This is a genomic window from Streptomyces sp. NPDC028419 (assembly GCF_055565515.1).
This window is the reverse complement of sequence record NZ_JBVHUE010000003.1, coordinates 243,323-260,725: the sequence shown is the minus strand read 5'-3', so window position 1 is coordinate 260,725 and position 17,403 is coordinate 243,323. Positions and strand designations below refer to the sequence as shown.

The window sequence follows — 17,403 nt, the reverse complement described above, 5'->3', positions numbered from 1 at the left end:
TGCGCCCCCGAACCGCTGGGGCCCGTACCGGCGGCCGGGCCCGTACCGGCGGCCTGTGCCGTACCGGCTGGGCCCGTATCGGCCGGTCCCGTATCGGCCGGTCCCGTATCGGCCGGTCCTGTACCGGCCGGGCCCGTACCGGCCGGGCCCGGTCCCGGTCCGGATTTCGACCATGAGAGGAGGGACGGATGGCTGCGCACCCCGCACGGCAACCGGTCCTGGAAGTACAGGGGATCCGCAAGGAGTTCCCCGGAGTCGTGGCGCTGGACGGGGTCGACTTCCGACTCTTCCCCGGCGAGGTGCACGCCCTGATGGGTGAGAACGGCGCCGGCAAGTCCACGCTGATCAAGGTCCTCACCGGCGTCTACGCGTCGGACGGCGGCGAGGTCGTGCTCGGTGGCCGGCCCGTGCGCATCGCCGGCCCGCTCCAGGCACAGCAGTCCGGCATCAGTACGGTGTACCAGGAGGTCAACCTCTGCCTGAACCTGTCGGTCGCGGAGAACATCTTCATCGGCCGTGAGCCGCGCCGCCTCGGACTCGTCCACTGGTCGGCCCTGCGGCGCCGAGCCGCGGAGCTGGTCGCCGACCTCGACCTGGACATCGACGTGACCGCCCCGCTGGGCAGTTACTCGATCGCGGTCCAACAGCTGGTCGCGATCGTCCGGGCGGTGGACGTCTCGGCCAAGGTGCTGATCCTGGACGAGCCGACCTCCAGCCTGGACCGCGACGAGGTGCGTCAACTGTTCGCGGTGATGCGCCGGTTGCGCGACCAGGGCGTGGCGATCCTGTTCGTCTCGCACTTCCTGGACCAGATCTACGAGATCTGCGACCGGATGACCATCCTGCGCAACGGCAGGCTGGAAGGCGAGTACGCGATCAGCGAAGTGAGCCAGGTCGAACTGGTCGCCCGCATGATCGGCGGTGAACTGGTGGGTCTGGAGGAGCTGTCGGACACCACCCGGCACGAGCCCGCCGCCGCGGCCGGAAGCGCGCCGTTCCTGCGCGCCGAGGGCCTGGGTCGCACCGGCGCGATCGAGCCGTACGACCTCAGCATCCACCCGGGTGAAGTCATCGGCCTGGCCGGCTTGTTGGGGTCCGGCCGCACCGAGGTGGCCCGCCTGCTGTTCGGCGCCGACCGCAGTACCCAGGGTTCGGTGCGGATCAAGGGCGCCGACGTCGCCCTGCGCACGCCGCGCGCCGCCATCTCGCACGGAATCGCCTTCTGCTCGGAGGACCGCAAGAACGAGGGTCTGGTCGCGGAGTTGACGGTGCGCGAGAACATCATCCTCGCCCTGCAGGCGGCCCGCGGCTGGACGCGCCCGCTATCCCGCGCCGAGCAGGACGAACTCGCGGTGCGCTGGATCCGGTCACTGGACATCCGCCCGGACAACCCCGAGGCGCTGGTGCGCCATCTCAGCGGCGGCAATCAGCAGAAGGTGTTGCTGGCCCGCTGGTTGATCACCGACCCCGAGCTGTTGATCCTCGACGAGCCGACCCGGGGCATCGACATCGGGGCCAAGGCCGAAATCCAGAAGTTGGTGGCCTCGTTGGCCCGGGAGGGCATGTCGGTGCTGTTCATCTCGGCCGAGCTGGAGGAAGTGCTGCGGCTCAGTCACCGGGTGGGCGTCCTGCGCGACCGCAGCCTGGTCGCGGAGCTGGCGAACGACGGATCGCTCACTCCCGAGCGCGTCATGGCGACGATCGCGAGCGGGGCCCGGTCATGACCAAGCACCGGCTCTTCTGGCCCGCCGCCGTGCTCGTGGCCCTGCTGCTGGCCAATGTGGCGTTCACCCCGGACTTCTTCGCGATCCGGATCAAGGACGGTCACCTGTACGGGAGTCTGATCGACATCCTGCACTTCGGTGCCCCGCTGATCCTGGTGGCGCTGGGCATGACGCTCGTCATCGCGACTAGCGGAATCGACCTCTCGGTCGGCTCCACCGTGGCCATCGCGGGCGCGCTGGCCTGCCTGCACATCAGCGGTGCCGCCGATCCGGCGAGCCCCGGTACCGTGTTCGGCGCCATCGCCATCGCCTTGGCGGTGGCCCTCGTCCTGGGAGCGGTCAACGGGGTACTGGTGGCCGGGGTCGGCGTCCAGCCGATCATCGCCACCCTCATCCTGATGGTGGCCGGACGCGGAGTGGCCCAGCTGGTGACGGACGGCCAGATCATCACCGTCACCAGCGAGCCCTACAAGCTGATCGGCGGCGGCTACTGGCTCACCATGCCGTTCGCGATCCTGCTCGCGGCCGCGGTCGTGGTGCTGACCTCACTCCTGACCCGGCGTACGGCGCTGGGACTGCTGCTGGAGTCGGTCGGCGGCAACCCGGTCGCCAGCCGGCTCGTCGGCATCCGGGCGATGGGCCTCATCTGCCTGGTGTACGTCTTCAGCGCGCTGTGCGCCGCAGTCGCGGGACTCATGATCAGCTCGAACGTCTCCAGCGCGGACGGCAACAACGCCGGGCTCTGGATCGAGCTGGACGCGATCCTCGCGGTGGTGGTCGGCGGTACCGCGCTGACCGGCGGGCGGTTCTCGCTCGGCGGGACGGTGATCGGGGCGCTCATCATCCAGACCCTGTCCACCACCGTCTACACCATCGGCATCCCGCCGGAGACCACCCTGGTCTTCAAGGCCGTCGTGGTGATCGCGGTCTGCCTGATCCAGTCACCCGCCTTCCGGGCCAAGGCCGCACGCCGGCGGGCCGGGACCGGGCGCGGCGCGAGGCCGCGTCCCTCGACGGAAACGAACACGGCGCAGAACACGGAGGTGGGGGCATGAGCGCGAGCGTCGTGGCCCGTGGTCGCGGGTACATCCCGCTGCTGGTCACATCGGCCCTGCTGGTATCGATGTTCGGCGCGGGATCCGTCCAGTACGAGGGCTTCTTCTCCGGGCAGGTACTGCTCAACCTGCTCATCGACAACGCCTTCCTGCTGGTGGTCGCCATCGGGATGACCTTCGTGGTGCTGACCGGCGGGATCGACCTGTCGGTCGGCGCGATGGTGGCGCTGTCGACGATGATCTCCGCCTGGCTGGTGGAACAGCACGGCTGGCCGCCGCTGCTGGTGATCCCGCTGGTCCTGGCGGTGGGGACGGGGGGCGGACTCGCCATGGGGTGGGTGATCCACTCCTTCGAGATCCAGCCCTTCATCGTGACGCTGGCGGGCATGTTCCTGGCGCGCGGCCTGTGCTACACGATCAGCATCGACTCGATCTCCCTCACGAATCCGACCTACGTGGCCTTCGCCCAGACCAGGATCGCCCTGCCCGGTGAGCTGTTCGTCTCGCCCAGCGCGCTGATCGCGGTGGGTGTCCTGGCGATCGCCTTCGTGGTGCTGCACTACACGCGGCTGGGGCGGAACGTGTACGCGCTCGGCGGCAGCGAGCAGTCGGCCCGGCTGATGGGGCTGCCGGTCGGGCGGACGAAGATCACCGTGTACGCCGTCAGCGGCTTCTGCTCGGCGCTCGGGGGAGTGCTGCTGACCTTCTACATGCTCTCCGGCTACGGGCTGCACGCGGTGGGACTGGAGCTGGACGCGATCGCCGCCGTGGTGATCGGCGGGACGCTCCTGACCGGCGGCTCGGGGTACCTGCTCGGTACCGCGCTGGGGGTGCTCGTGCTGGGCCTGATCCAGACCGTCATCAGCTTCCAGGGCACGCTCAGCTCGTGGTGGACCAGGATCGTGGTCGGCGGCCTGCTGTTCGTCTTCATCCTGCTCCAGCGGCTGATCTCCGGTCGCCGCGAGGCCTGATCGCCGACGGGGGCATGCCCTTGACAGGCCAATTGTTAACGCTAACAATCACGGCGGTGCTCCGAGCGGCGCCCGTGTGCCCCCTCAGGGCTCGTACGAAGGAAGTGAAGTGTCCGTGAACCCTCCCACCCAGACCATGGAGAGCCATGTCGTGGGTGTCGACTTCGGCACGCTCTCCGGCCGCGCCGTGGTGGTCCGCGTCCGCGACGGCGAGGAGGTCGGCTCAGCCGTCCACGTGTACCCGCACGGTGTCATCGAGCGCGAACTCCCCACCACCGGGCGGCTCCTGCCGCCCGACTGGGCCCTTCAGCACCCCGAGGACTGGCGGGAGGTGTTGCGCACCGCCGTCCCCGCCGCGGTGGCCGCGAGCGGCGTGGACCCGGCCACCGTCATCGGCATAGCCACCGACTTCACCGCCTGCACCGTCCTGCCCGTGCGGGCCGACGGCACCCCCCTCGCCGAGACCGAGCTGGGCGTGCGCCCGCACGCCTGGCCCAAGCTGTGGAAGCATCACGCCGCCCAGAGCCAGGCCGACCGGATCAACCGCCTCGCCCACCAGCGCGCCGAGAAGTGGATCTCCCGCTACGGCGGCAAGATCTCCGCCGAGTGGCAGTACGCCAAGGCGCTCCAGGTGCTGGAGGAGGACCCGGACACCTACGCCGCCACCGAGCGCTGGATCGAGGCCGCGGACTGGATCGTCTGGCAGCTCGCGGGCGTGGAGACCCGCAACACCTGCACGGCCGGGTACAAGGGCATCCACCAGGACGGCCAGTACCCCACCGAGGACTACCTCGCCGCCCTCCACCCCGATTTCGCCGACTTCGCGCGGACCCGGCTGGAGCATCCGCTCTCGCCGCTGGGCTCCCGGGCGGGCTCCCTCACCGCCGAGGCTGCCGCCTGGACCGGGCTGCCCGAGGGCATCGCCGTCGCCACCGGCAACGTCGACGCCCATGTCGCGGCCCCCGCCGCCCAGGCCGTCGAGAACGGGCAGCTCCTCGCCATCATGGGCACCTCCACCTGCCACGTCGTCAACGGCCCCGCCCTCGCCGACGTCCCCGGGATCTGCGGAGTCGTCGACGGCGGCATCGTGGAGGGCGCCTACGGCTACGAGGCCGGGCAGAGCGCGGTCGGCGACATCTTCGCCTGGTGGCTGCGCCAAGGCGTGCCGACCCACTACCGCGCGGAGGCCGAAGCCACCGGCGAGGACCTGCACCAACTGCTGTCCCGCAAGATCGCCGACCAGCCCGTCGGCGGCCACGGCCTGGTCGCCCTCGACTGGATGAACGGCAACCGCTCCACCCTGGTGGACCACCACCTCTCCGGCGTCATCGTCGGCCTCACCCTGGCCACCCGCCCCGAGGAGGTCTACCGCGCCCTGCTGGAGGCCACCGCCTTCGGCACCCGCACCATCATCGACGCCCTGGAGCGGGGCGGTGTCCCCGTCACCGAGTTCATCGTGACCGGCGGGCTGAAGCAGAACCCGCTGCTCATGCAGATCTACGCCGACGTACTGCGCCGCCCCGTCTCCCTCGCCGAGTCCGCCCAGGGACCGGCCCTCGGCTCCGCCATCCACGCAGCCGTCGCCGCCGGCGCGCACCCGGACGTGCGTAGCGCGGCCGCCGCCATGGGCCGGGTGCGGCGCGGGGTCCACCAACCGGACCCCGGGCGCGCCGACACCTACGACCGCCTCTACGCCGAGTACCGCGCCCTGCACGACCACTTCGGTACGGGCCCCGACAAGCTCCTGCACCGCCTCCGTGCCCTGCGCAACGAGGCGCTCACCGCCCCGCGAACCGCCCCCGAGGCCACCCCGGCCGCCGCCCAGAAGAGCGAGGTCCGACCATGAGCTCACCGATCGATCTGCTGCGCCGTCAGGTCAGCGACCTGCACCAGGAGTTGGTCCGCTACGGCCTCGTCGTCTGGACGGCCGGCAACGTCTCCGCCCGCGTCCCCGGCGAGGACCTGATGGTGATCAAGCCGAGCGGCGTCGCGTACGACGAGCTGACGCCCTGGAACATGATCCTCTGCGATCTGGACGGCAAGGTCGTCGAGGGCGACCAGTCCCCGTCCTCGGACACCGCCGCGCACGCCTACGTCTACCGTCACATGCCCGAGGTGGGCGGCGTGGTGCACACCCACTCGACCTACGCGAGCGCCTGGGCCGCCCGCGGCGAGTCGGTGCCCTGCGTACTGACCGCCATGGCGGACGAGTTCGGCGCCGAGATCCCCGTCGGCCCCTTCGCGCTGATCGGCGACGACTCCATCGGCCGCGGCATTGTCGAGACCCTGCGGGGCCACCGCTCACCCGCCGTCCTGATGAAGAGCCACGGCGTCTTCACCATCGGCAAGGACGCCAAGGCCGCCGTCAAGGCCGCCGTGATGTGCGAGGACGTCGCCCGCACCGTCCACATCTCCCGCCAGCTCGGTGAACCCCTGCCGATAGCGCAGGACGACATCGACCGCCTCAACGACCGCTACCAGAACGTGTACGGCCAGCAGCGCGCTGCCCGCTAAGGAGACCCACGCCCCGATGAAGGTACAGAAGGCAATCCAGGGCCGCGAAGTCTGGTTCCTGACCGGCAGCCAAGGGCTGTACGGCGACGACACCCTGCGTCAGGTCGCGGAGCAGTCCCGCCGGATCGCCGACGCACTCGGCGACAGCGGCATCCCGGTCGACATCGTCTGGAAGCCCGTCCTCACCGACGCCGAAGCGATCCGGCGGGTCTGCCTGGACGCCAACGCGGACGACACCTGCGTCGGCCTCATCGCCTGGATGCACACCTTCTCCCCGGCGAAGATGTGGATCGCGGGCCTGGACGCGCTGCGCAAACCGCTGCTCCACCTGCACACCCAGGCCGACGCCGCACTGCCCTGGGCGTCGATCGACATGGACTTCATGAACCTGAACCAAGCCGCCCACGGAGACCGCGAGTTCGGCTACATCCAGTCCCGGCTGGGCGTCGCCCGCAAGACCGTCGCCGGACACGTCAGCGACCCCTCGGTCGCGGCCCGGATCGCTTCCTGGGCCCGGGCCGCGGGCGGCCGCTCCGAGCTGCAGAGCCTCAAGCTGGCGCGGTTCGGCGACAACATGCGCGACGTCGCCGTTACCGAGGGCGACAAGGTCGAGGCCCAACGCCGTTTCGGCGTCTCGGTCAACACCTACGGCGTCAACGACCTGGTCGCAGCCGTCGACGCGGCCCGCGACGCCGACGTGAGCGCACTGGTCAAGGAATACGAGGACACCTACCGCCTCGCGCCCGAGCTCCGCGCGGACGGGGACCGGCACGCCTCACTGCGCTACGCCGCGCGGATCGAACTCGGCCTGCGGGGATTCCTGACGGAGGGCGGCTTCCACGCCTTCACCACCAACTTCGAAGACCTCGGCGGCCTTCGCCAGCTACCCGGCCTGGCCGTGCAGCGGCTGATGTCAGACGGCTACGGATTCGGCGGCGAGGGCGACTGGAAGACCTCCGTCCTGCTGCGCACGCTCAAGGTGATGTCCACCGGGCTGCCGGGCGGCACGTCCTTCATGGAGGACTACACCTACCACCTGGAACCGGGAAGGGAGTTGATCCTCGGCGCGCACATGCTGGAGGTCTGCCCGACCATCGCGTCGCACGTACCGTCCTGCGAGATCCACCCCTTGGGCATCGGCGGCCGCGAGGACCCGGTCCGTCTCGTCTTCGACGCCCGGAGCGGGCCCGCCGTCGTGGTCGGACTGGCGGACATGGGCGACCGGTTCCGCCTCGTGGCCAATGAGATCGACGTGGTCGAGCCCCTCGAACCGCTGCCGAACCTCCCCGTCGCCCGCGCGGTCTGGCAGCCGCGCCCCAACCTGCGCACCTCGACCGAGGCGTGGCTGACCGCCGGCGCGCCCCACCACACCGTGCTGTCCAGCGCGATCGGTACCGAGGAGCTGGGTGACCTCGCCGACATCCTCGGCACCGAACTGCTGGTCATCGACGCGGACACCACGATCCGCCAGTTCACCAAGGAGATCCGCTGGAACCAGGCGTACCACCGCCTGGCCCAGGGCTTCTGACGCGGACGGCGCGGGGCGGACCGACGACCTACTGGACGCGGCCCGCCCGCAGCCGGAGTTCCTCCCCGCCGAATCCGGCGCGGAAGCCGGGGTCGTGCGAGACCGCCACGACCGTTCCCGGGTAGTGGGCCAGGGCCTGTTCCAGTTCCTCGACCAGGGACAGGGTCACGTGGTTGGTGGGCTCGTCCAGGACCAGGAGGTCCACCGGACGCGTCACCAACCTGGCCAGTGCCAGGCGTCGTTGCTGCCCCGCGGAGAGGGCGGGCACGGGCACGGCGAGATCGTCCTCGCGAAAGAGGCCCAGGGCCAGGAGCTCCTCGGCGTACTCCTCGACCGCGCCGGGCCGGCCGGCCGCGAAGGCGTCGAGCAGGGGGCGCCGGCCGGGCGCGGTGGGCAGTTCCTGCGGGAGGTACCCGACGCGGTCCGGGAGCCGCACCTTCCCGGTGTCGGGCTCCAGGGCGCCGGCCAGTACCCGCAACAGGGTGCTCTTGCCGGCCCCGTTGGGGCCGGTGACCAGCACGCGCCCGCCCGGGGCGACCGCCAGCTCCTCGATGTGGAGCCGGTCCCCGACGGTGACGCCGGCCAGGAGGGCGGCTTCGGCCTCGGGGTCCGCGGTCGTCAGGGTCGCGGTGAAGCGCAGCGGCCGCGGCGGCGCGGGCACGGGCGACCGCCGAAGGCTCCATAGCCGCTCGCGGGCCGCACGTACCCGGCCCCCGAGCTTGGCCTCGTGGGAACGGCGGAACTTGCCGAAGCCCTCCCGCGGGTCCTTTCCGCTCACGGCCATCCGCTCGCCGGCGGCGGCGACCAGCCTTTCGGCCCGGGCCAGTTCGGCCGCCCATTCCTGGTGGCGCTGCTCCCAGCGGGCCCGGGCGGCGGCTTTGGCGGTGCGGTAGCCGGACCAGCCGTCGCCGTACCGGGTGATCGAGCGGGTGTCGCGGTCGACCTCCAGGATCGTGGTGCTGACCCGCTCCAGGAAGTCGCGGTCGTGGGTGACAGCGACCAGGGTGCCGCGATGGGAGCGCAGTTGCCCGGCCAGCCAGTCCACGGCCTCACGGTCGAGGTGGTTGGTCGGCTCGTCCAGCAGCAACAGCTCCGGCCGCGCGGCCAGTACGCAGGCCAGCGCCAGCCGGGAGCGCTCCCCGCCCGAGAGGGTGCCCAGGACCCGGTCGACGGTGATGTGCGCGAGGCCCAGCCCGGACATCGAGGCCTCGACGCGCGCGTCGGCCTCGTAGCCGCCGCGTTCCTCGAAGGCGGTGCTCAGCTCTCCGTACGCGGCCAGCGCCGCGGCGTCGGTCAGCTCCCGCTCGGCCGCGCGCATGCGCCGTTCCAGCTCGCGCAGATCGGCGAGCGCGTCGTCGATCGCGTGCTGGACGGTGAGGGCGGGGTCCAGGTCGAGGCTCTGCGCCAGGTGGCCGATGCCGCCGGGGAAGGCGACGGTGACCTCGCCGGTGTCGGGGCGTTCGAGTCCGGCGAGCAGGCGCAGGAAGGTGGACTTGCCCGATCCGTTCTCTCCGATCACCCCCGCCCGCTCGCCGGGGCGGACGGTGAGGGTGACCTGGTCCAGGACGGAGCGGTCACCGAAGGTCTTGGAGACGTCTTTCATCGCCAGTTGGGCGCGTGCGTGCATGATTCGTTTCCCCGGGTGGGTGCGAACAGGGGGGCGGCAGGAAACGCCGGGCCGCCGCAGCTCATCGGAGTGCGGTCTGCGCGGGCGTGGCGCCCTGAATCAGCGGAAGTCGTAGTGCGAACCCATGCCGCGACCATAACAAGACGAATCGGCTCGCAGCACCTGGATTTCTCCGGGACCGACCGAGGTGGTCCAGGCCCGTGTCACCCGCGCCTCCGCCGGATTCGCCTTGATCGCGGGGCGGGCTTTGACCAGTATGGTTCCCGGGGCAGGGCGCGATCGGGGGGTACGGGTGAGGTTCGGTGTGCTGGGGCCGTTGACGGTGCACGACGACGGCGGCAGCCGAGTCGTCCTCGGCGCGCCGAAACTGCGGGCCCTGCTCGCCGTGCTGCTGCTTGAGGCCAACCGGCCCGTGCCGCCGCACGCCGTCATGGCGGCGCTCTGGGGCGAGGACCCTCCCCCCACGGCCACCGCCTCGCTGCACAACCACCTCGGTCGCCTGCGCCGGGCCCTCGGCCCCCGCGCGGACCGGCTGGACTCGCGGCGCGAGGGCGTCGAGCTCCGGGTCGAAGCGGGCGAGCTCGACCGGGACGGCTTCGACGACCTGGCGCGCCTCGCCCGCGGCGCCATGGCCGAGGGCGACTGGGAGGCGGCCGAGCGGGACGCCCGCGCGGCCCTCGCGCTCTGGCGCGGGCTGCCGCTCGCCGACGTGCCCGGATTCGCCGACCACCCCTCCACCATCCGACTCCGGGAACACCGCCTGGACGTGCTCGACTGCCGCTTCGAGGCGCTCCTGCACCTCGATCGACTCGACGGTCTGTCGGCCGAGTTGCGCACGCTGGTCGGGGAGCACCCCTTCCACGAGCCGCTGGCCCGCCAGCTCATGCTGGTCCTCGCCCGGACGGAACGTCAGGCCGAGGCCCTCGCCGTCTTCCGTTCGCTGCGCCGCACCCTGGTGGAGGAACTCGGTGTGGAGCCGGGGCCGGCGTTGCAGGAGGCCCACCAGGAGGTGCTGCGGGTGGGGGAGGGCCGGAGCGGCCCGGTACGCCCCGGACGGGCCGGGATCCGGCCGGCCGAACCCCGTACGCCGATCGCCCAACTGCCCCCTCCGCCGGCCGTGTTCGTCGGTAGGACCACCCAGATCGCCCAGGTGCGCGGGGCACTGGACGGCTGCCGTGCGCAGGCCGCCCTGGTGGTCATCAGCGGCATGCCGGGCATCGGCAAGACCGGCCTGGCGCTGCACCTCGCGGGAGAGCTGCGCGAGGACTTTCCCGACGGCCAGCTGTACCTCAACCTCCACGGCGGGACCCCGGGGGCGGTGCCCGTGGCGCCGGCCGAAGCGGTGACCCAGCTCCTCCTCGGCCTCGGCCTGGACGCCTGCCGGATTCCGGAGGACATCGCCGCCGCCACCGCACTGCTCCGCTCGAAGCTCGCCCCCACCCGCACGCTGCTCCTGTTGGACGACGCGGCCTCCGTCGCCCAGGTCCTCCCGCTGCTGCCGGCCGGAGCGGGCTGCGCGGTCCTCCTGACCAGCAGGACCACCCTGGCCACCCTGGAAGCCACGGTCCACCTCCCGCTGGACCCCCTGCCCGACGCGGACGGCGCCGCCCTCCTGGCCCGGGTCTCCGGCCGGGAGTGGGCGGACGGCGACGGTGACGCGGTCACCCGGATCGTCGCGCTGTGCGGCCGGCTGCCCCTGGCGCTGCGCGTGTCGGCGGCCCGGCTGCGCAGCCGGCGCACGCTCACCGTCGGGAACCTGGCGGAACGCCTGGCCCGGCCGCAGGAGCGGTTGGACCACCTGGAGCTCGAAGACCTCAGCGTGCGGCGCTCCCTGCAAGCGGCCCACGACGCGCTGCTCGGCCCCGGCGACCGCCACGACCACGCCGCGGCGGCGGCCCTCGTCCAGGTGGGCGCCCTGGACCTGCCCGAGTACCCGGCCGCGCTGCTGGCCCGCACCATGGACACCTCCGAGCGGGACGCCGAGCGGGCGCTGGAGCGGCTGGCGGACCTCGCCCTGCTGCAGGAGTCCGCCCACGGCCGCTACGTCCCGCACGACCTGGTCCGCGAGTTCGCCCGGGAGCTCGCCGCGCGACCCGACAGCGCCGCCGGGTCCGCGCGGGCGGTCGCCCGGATGCTGCGCTGGTACGTGGACGGCGCCGCCCTGTGCGCCGTCGCGCTCCGCCCGCGGTCCCGGCTGATCACCGCCCCGCACCCGGCGAGGCCGCCCTTCGACGACGCGGGCGCCGCGCTCGCCTGGGCGGACGACGAGGCGCGGAACCTGTTGTTCCTGGCCGCCCGCGGCGCGGAGCGCCACGGCCTCGACCCCGTGACCAACGTGGAGCTCGTCCAGGGCCTGTTCCCCTACCTCCAGGACCGCGGCCGGGTCCACGACCTGAGGCGGATCACCCGGCACGCGGTCGAGATCACCCGCAGCTCCGGCAACACGACCGCGGAAGGACGCGCCCTCTTCCAACTCGCCAGCGCCCACTACTCCGCGGGGCACGTGCGGGAGGCGGCGGACCTGCTGCGGGAGGCCGCCGACCTCAGCCTGTGCCTCGGGGACGACCTGGCCCGGATGCTCCACCTGGGCAATCTCGCCACCCTCCTGAAGGTACTCGGCCGCGCGGACGAGGCCAGGACCGTCCTGGCCGAGTGCCTCGCGCTGCGCCCGGACTCCCTGGACCCGAACCAGGAGGCCATCCTGCTGTCGCACCAGGGCCACATCGCCGAACTCGCCGATCCCCGGACCGCGCTCGTCCACCACCGCAGGAGCGTCGAGGTCGCCCACGGGGCGGATCTGGTGGTCCTGCGGCAGATGGGGCTGTGCAATCTGGGACTGCTCCACCTCGTGCTCGACGAGCCGACCGAGGCACTGGAGCGGTTCCAGGACGCCCTGGAGTCCGTGCCCGCCGGATCCGGTCACTGGAACGCCGAGCGCGAGGCGCGGCTGGGCAAGGTGAAGGCGTTCCTCGCGCTGGGGCGGGCCGACCGGGCCGAGCGGGAGTGCGCGCGGCTGCTCGACGAGGTCGTGGCCCGCGGGGACACCTACGGACGCGGACTCCTCGCGTACGAGCACGGCCACGTACGGGCGGCCCTGGGGGACCCGGCCGGTGCCCGGGTGCTGTGGCGCGCCGCGCTCGCGGCCCTGAAGGGCACGGACACCGGGGTCCTCGGCGAACTGCGCTCCCTGCTGGGGGTCCGGGCGGACGGCCCGGCACCGCAACAGGCCGTGGCGTGCGGTCAGTGGACGGGCGTGCGGTGACGGCCCCGCCCGCCGGCGGTGGAGGAGGCCGCAACGGCTCCCTCCACCAGGTCCGTTACCGCCGCGGGTCGCCGATCATCGACGCGAGCACCGCGCGCAGCTCCTCGCCCGGCTCCGGACGCAGCGCCGGCGCGAGGCGGTCCGCGCGGTAGTGCCAGCGGTGGTCGAGGTCGCGGTGCACCTCGTCGGTGAAGGTGACGGCGCTGTCGCTGCCGAGCAGCGCGATGAGCTCCGCCGTCAGGTCGGACCAGGCCACGTGCCCGCTCACCGCGTTGGCCACGCCGTGCACCGGTGCGTCCAGGCAGGAGGTGACCGCGCGCGCCAGCGCCGCGGCGTGCACCCAGGGCGCCCCGTACCAGTCGTGGCCACCGGTACCGGGAGCGGGCAGCGTCACGGGGTCGCCCGCGAGGGCCGCCTGGTACAGCAACCCGGTCGCGCCCCAACGGAGTTGGTCCCGGAGCCGGTCGTGGGCGCCCCAGACGATGGGCGAGCGGACGGCGCTGGCGCCGCCGCGTCCCCCGGTGCCCGCCGCGGCCAGTAGGATCCGCTCGCAGTCGATCTTGGCCCGGCCGTAGGCGCTGAGCTCCTCCCGCGACGGCGATTCCTCCGCGACGAGGGCCCCGGCCGGCTGGCCGTAGGCGTCCACGCTGCTGACGAAGACGAACGGGCCGCCGTTCCAGGCGTCGACCATGGCCTCCATGGCGGCCACGTCCACCTCGGGACGGGTGAAGGTGCACGCGGCGTGGATCACGGCGTCCGCGCTCGCGACGGCGGCGCGCAGGCCGTCCAGGTCGCCGAGGTCGCCCTCGACCACCTCGACGCCGTCGCCGCTGACGAGGTGCGCGGACTCGGGGCGGGCCAGCGCGAGCACCGGCCGTCCCCGCGCCGCCAGTTCGCGCAGGACGAACGCCCCGACGCCGCCCGTGCCACCGGTCACCAGGACCGTGCCCTCGCGCACCCGGCGCGGTCGTGCGCTGGCGGAGGCCGTGGCGACGGCCGTGGCCCGGTCGGCCGCGCGCCCGTCGAGCAGGGCCGCGACGGCCCGCGGCGTGCGGGTCTGCATGATGTCCAGGCCGACCAGCGGCAGGGTGAGCGCGGACCGCAGGCGCTCGGCGAGTTGCACCGCGGCCAGGGAGTGCCCGCCGAGCGCGAAGAAGTCGTCGTCCGGAGCGGGCCGCCGACCGAGCAGGCCGGCGAACGCCTCGGTCACCGCTTCGAGACGGGGACTCTTGGGGGCCGCGGGGACCGGAGCCGCGGGCAGCCGGGCGGTGTCCACCGCCCCCTCGGTCGTGCGCGGCATCGCGTCGAGCAACATGACGGCGGCCGGCACCAGTTCGGCCGCGAGCACATCGCGCAGGTGGGCGCGGAGCTGTACGGGCGAAGGCCCGCCGGTGCGGTTCAGTACGGCATAGGCCAGCACGGGACCGCCCACCGGGGCCGCCACGTAGGCGTCGGCCACGTCGGGGTGGGACGCGAGGCGGGCCTGCGCCGGGTGTCCGCTCGCCCCGGGCCGGGCGGGCCGACCGGGCAGCGCCGAGAGCCGCAGCGAGGGGTCCTCGGCCACGGCGGTCAGCAGCGCGGCGAAGGACGTGTCGAGCTCCCGGCCGGCCTCCTCGTCGAGGGCGGCCCGGCCGTACTGGACCAGGCTCCGCGGGGCCTCGGCGTCGAGCAGGCCGAAGGTCAGGTCGAACTTGGCCTCGGCGATGCCGACGTCGACGGCGCGCGCCCGTAGGCCCGGCAGCCGCAGGGCCGTCTGCTCGCCGACGAGGTCCCAGCTGACCCGCACCAGGGAGGAGCCGTCCTCGCCGCGGGCCGCCGACCCGAGCTGCTCCAGCACCAGGTCGAAGGGCACCTCGCGGTGCTGTTGGGCCTCCAGGAGCGCGTCGCGCACGCGCTCGACGAGGGTGGCGAACTCGGGGTCCCCGGACAGGTCGACGCGGATCGGCAGCGTGTTGACGCACAGGCCCACCAGGCCGCGCATCGCCTGACCCTCGCGGTGGGTGGCGGCGCAGCCGATGACGAGGTCCAGCTCGCCGGTGAGGCGGTGCAGCGCGGCGAAGGCGGCGGCCAGGCCCACGGTGAACACCGTGGCCCGGCGCTCCCGACCCAGCTCGCGCAGGGCCGTCAGGACCTGCGCGTCGATCGCGCTCGCCCCGGTGGCCGCCGGGCGTTCGCCCACGTCGGCCGGCGCCGTGGCGGGCCGGGGGAGCGGCGGCGGGGTGGCTCCGGTGAGCCGGCGGGTCCAGTGGGCGAGGCCGTCCGACGCCCCGGCCGCGGCGGCGTGCTCGCGGCGGGCGAAGTCCGCGTACTGCGGCGGCGCGGGCAGCGCGGGGGCGCAGCCGTCCACCGCGGCGCCGTACAGCGCGGCCAGCTCGTCCGCCACGGTCTGCAACGAGGCCCCGTCGATGGCGATGTGATGGAACGTCACGAGAACGGTGTGGTCCTCGGGGCCGTGGCGCAGGACGAGCGCGCGCGGCACCGTGCCGGCCGCCAGGTCGAAGGGGCGGCGGGCCTCCTCGGTCAGCGCGTCGTCGCCGTCGTCCGGGCACTCGACCAGCTCCACCGTGACGGCGGCGGGCGCGGGCAGCGCCACCTGGTGGGGCTCCTCGCCCTCGCGGCCGTACCGGGTGCGCAGGATCTCGTGCCGGCCCACCAGAGAGGTGAGCGCGGCGCCCAGCGCGTCCAGGTCGAGCGGCCCGTGGAGCCGGGTCGCGAACGGCACGCTGTACTGGGCGCCGCCCTGCCCGAGCCGGTCCATCAGCCACATGCGGCGCTGGGCGCGGGTCAGCGGGGCGGGCCCGGTCGGCCGGTCGGCCCGCGGCCGCGGGGTCGCGGCGCGGTCGGCGGCGCGGGCGCGGGCCCTGCGCAACAGCTCTTCCTGCAGGGCGGCGTGGGTGTCAGTGGCCATCGGTGTCCTCGTGCGCTTCGGGGTGCGGATCGGGGTGGGCGGCGAGCAGGGCGGCCTCGACCAGGGCGGCGTGTCCGGCCACCGTGGGGGCGGCGAAGAAGTCGGCGAGCGACAGCTCGACACCGAGCTCCTCTCGCAGGTCCTCCGCGACGACGAGGGCGAGCAGCGAGTGGCCGCCCAAGCCGATGAAGTCGGCGTCGGGGCGCGTGACCTCGTGTTCGAGATGGCGGCCCCACACATCGGCGACGGCCTGCTGGAGCGGGGTCAGCGGCTCGGCCGCGCCGATGTCCTCGGCGGCCGGAGCGAGGTCCGCGAGGGCGTGCCGGTCGACCTTGCCCGAGGTGGTGAGCGGCAGCCGCTCGACCACGGTCAGCTCGTCCGGAACCATGTGCGCGGGCAGGAACGCGGTGAGCCGGGCCAGCAGCGCCTCGGCCCGCGGCACGGGCCCGGGGGCGGCCACCACGAAGGCGACCAGGCGCGCGTCGTCGGGGGTGGCGCGGCGCACGGTCACGGCCGCGTCGTCGACGTCCGACTGCTCGCGCAGTACGTGCTCGATCTCGCCCGGTTCGATCCGGAAGCCGCGCACCTTGACCTGGTCGTCGGCGCGGCCGTGGAAGGCGAGGAGCCCGTCCGGGCCGGCGGAGGCGAGGTCCCCGGTGCGGTAGAGGCGGCCGAAGTCCGGGTGCTCCACGAAGCGTTCGGCGGTCAGCTCGGGACGGCGGGTGTACCCGAGGGCCAACCGGCTGCCGCCGATCCACAGTTCGCCGCGCGTGCCCTCGGTGACGGGCCGCTGGGCCTCGTCGAGGACGTGGGCCGTGGCGCCGGCCAGGGGGCGGCCGATGGGGACGGGCCCGTCGCAGTCGGCGTCGCTGACGCGGTGGGCGGTGGCGAAGGTGGTCGTCTCGGTCGGGCCGTAGCCGTTGACCAGCTCGATCCAGGGGAAGGCGCGCAGCACGGCCCGGGCGTGCTGCGCGGCCATCGCCTCGCCGCCGACGACCACCGTGCGCAGCAGCGAGAAGACGCGGGAGCGGCGGACGGCGAGCTGGTGGAACAGGGCCGTGGTGAAGAAGGCGACGGTGACGCCGTGCCGCTCCATCTCCTTGGCCAGGTCCTCGAAGGAGGGCCGCGCGGTCGTGCACACCACGACGGCGGCGCCGTTGGCGAGCGCCGACCACACCTCGAAGGTGGAGCCGTCGAAGGTGGCCGGGGAGTGCAGCAGCACCCGGTCGCGCGGGGTGACGCTCAGGTAGTCCGGGTCGGTGACCAGCTCGGCTATGGCGCCGTGGCGGATCGCGACGCCCTTGGGGCGGCCGGTGGACCCGGAGGTGAACATGACGAAGGCGGTGTCGTCCCCACCCGGGCCCTCGCCGCCCCACTCCGCGCCGGTGAGCAGCTCGTCGTCGGGCAGGGCGAGGACCGCGCCGGCCGGCCCCGCCGCCTCCAGCAGCTTGCCGTCGCCGACGGTCAAGGTGGCGCCGGAGTCCTCCAGCATGGCCGCGGTGCGGAGCGGGGGGTGCGCCGGGTCGAGGGGGACGCAGGAGGCGCCGGCCCACCACAGGGCGAGCTGGGCGACGACGGTCCGGGCCGAGCGCGGCATGAGCAGCGCCACGGAGTCGCCGGGGCGTACGCCGTGGTCGCGCAGGTGGGTGGCGAGCCGGCGGGCGGCGCGGGCGAGCTGCGCGTAGGTCAGGGTGGTGTCGCCGTCCGCGACCGCGAGGGCGTTCGGGGTGTTCGCGGCGTGCCGTGCCACCAGGGCGGGCAGGCCGGTCCGTGTCACGCTCACTTCGTCTTCTTCCGGTCGGTCGGGCAGGGTC

10 protein-coding genes are annotated in these 17,403 nt (G+C 73.4%); 7 read left to right on the top strand and 3 right to left on the bottom strand.

The genetic code is table 11. The features are described 5' to 3' along the window. The first annotated feature begins 188 nt into the window (after nucleotides 1–188). The 6 genes from ACZ4UB_RS05520 to araA all read left to right on the top strand — a co-directional run bounded on the left by ACZ4UB_RS05520 (nucleotide 189) and on the right by araA (nucleotide 7,792). The gene (locus tag ACZ4UB_RS05520) at nucleotides 189–1,724 is read left to right on the top strand and encodes a sugar ABC transporter ATP-binding protein (protein WP_468068433.1); all 1,536 of its coding nucleotides are present in this window, start codon (nucleotides 189–191) and stop codon (nucleotides 1,722–1,724) included. Continuing rightward, nucleotides 1,721–2,779 carry an ABC transporter permease gene (locus ACZ4UB_RS05515; RefSeq protein WP_468068432.1) on the top strand — a complete coding sequence of 353 codons (1,059 nt, stop codon included), beginning with the start codon at nucleotides 1,721–1,723 and terminating at the stop codon, nucleotides 2,777–2,779. Before ACZ4UB_RS05520 ends, ACZ4UB_RS05515 begins: the two co-directional genes overlap by 4 nt. Continuing rightward, nucleotides 2,776–3,750, top strand: coding sequence for a galactofuranose ABC transporter, permease protein YjfF (gene yjfF / locus ACZ4UB_RS05510; RefSeq protein WP_354381133.1), 975 nt, complete (start codon nucleotides 2,776–2,778; stop codon nucleotides 3,748–3,750). Before ACZ4UB_RS05515 ends, yjfF begins: the two co-directional genes overlap by 4 nt. A gap of 136 nt (nucleotides 3,751–3,886) precedes the next feature. Next, nucleotides 3,887–5,596: a ribulokinase gene (locus ACZ4UB_RS05505; RefSeq protein ID WP_468068601.1), complete on the top strand. Its 1,710-nt coding sequence runs from the start codon at nucleotides 3,887–3,889 to the stop codon at nucleotides 5,594–5,596. Continuing rightward, entirely contained in the window at nucleotides 5,593–6,264 is a 672-nt protein-coding gene (locus ACZ4UB_RS05500) for an L-ribulose-5-phosphate 4-epimerase (protein WP_468068431.1), read from the top strand. Before ACZ4UB_RS05505 ends, ACZ4UB_RS05500 begins: the two co-directional genes overlap by 4 nt. 16 nt (nucleotides 6,265–6,280) lie before the next feature. Beyond that, complete coding sequence (gene araA, locus ACZ4UB_RS05495) at nucleotides 6,281–7,792, top strand: L-arabinose isomerase (protein ID WP_468068429.1); 1,512 nt, start codon at nucleotides 6,281–6,283, stop codon at nucleotides 7,790–7,792. Nucleotides 7,793–7,820: 28 nt separating this feature from the next. On the opposite strand, the gene abc-f is transcribed toward araA, so the two are convergent. Further along, nucleotides 7,821–9,419, bottom strand: a complete 1,599-nt coding sequence (gene abc-f, locus ACZ4UB_RS05490) for a ribosomal protection-like ABC-F family protein (protein WP_468068428.1) — start codon at nucleotides 9,417–9,419, stop codon at nucleotides 7,821–7,823. Between the two features lie 292 nt (nucleotides 9,420–9,711). Between abc-f and ACZ4UB_RS05485 the strand changes: the two genes are divergently transcribed. Continuing rightward, nucleotides 9,712–12,681, top strand: a complete 2,970-nt coding sequence (locus ACZ4UB_RS05485) for an AfsR/SARP family transcriptional regulator (RefSeq protein ID WP_468068425.1) — start codon at nucleotides 9,712–9,714, stop codon at nucleotides 12,679–12,681. A 55-nt stretch (nucleotides 12,682–12,736) separates the two neighbouring features. Here ACZ4UB_RS05485 and ACZ4UB_RS05480 read toward each other — a convergent pair whose 3' ends face one another. Both ACZ4UB_RS05480 and ACZ4UB_RS05475 read right to left on the bottom strand, forming a co-directional pair. Continuing rightward, the gene (locus ACZ4UB_RS05480) at nucleotides 12,737–15,589 is read right to left on the bottom strand and encodes a condensation domain-containing protein (RefSeq protein ID WP_468068423.1); all 2,853 of its coding nucleotides are present in this window, start codon (nucleotides 15,587–15,589) and stop codon (nucleotides 12,737–12,739) included. Then, complete coding sequence (locus tag ACZ4UB_RS05475) at nucleotides 15,579–17,372, bottom strand: amino acid adenylation domain-containing protein (protein WP_468068421.1); 1,794 nt, start codon at nucleotides 17,370–17,372, stop codon at nucleotides 15,579–15,581. Before ACZ4UB_RS05475 ends, ACZ4UB_RS05480 begins: the two co-directional genes overlap by 11 nt. Nucleotides 17,373–17,403 lie beyond the last annotated feature (31 nt).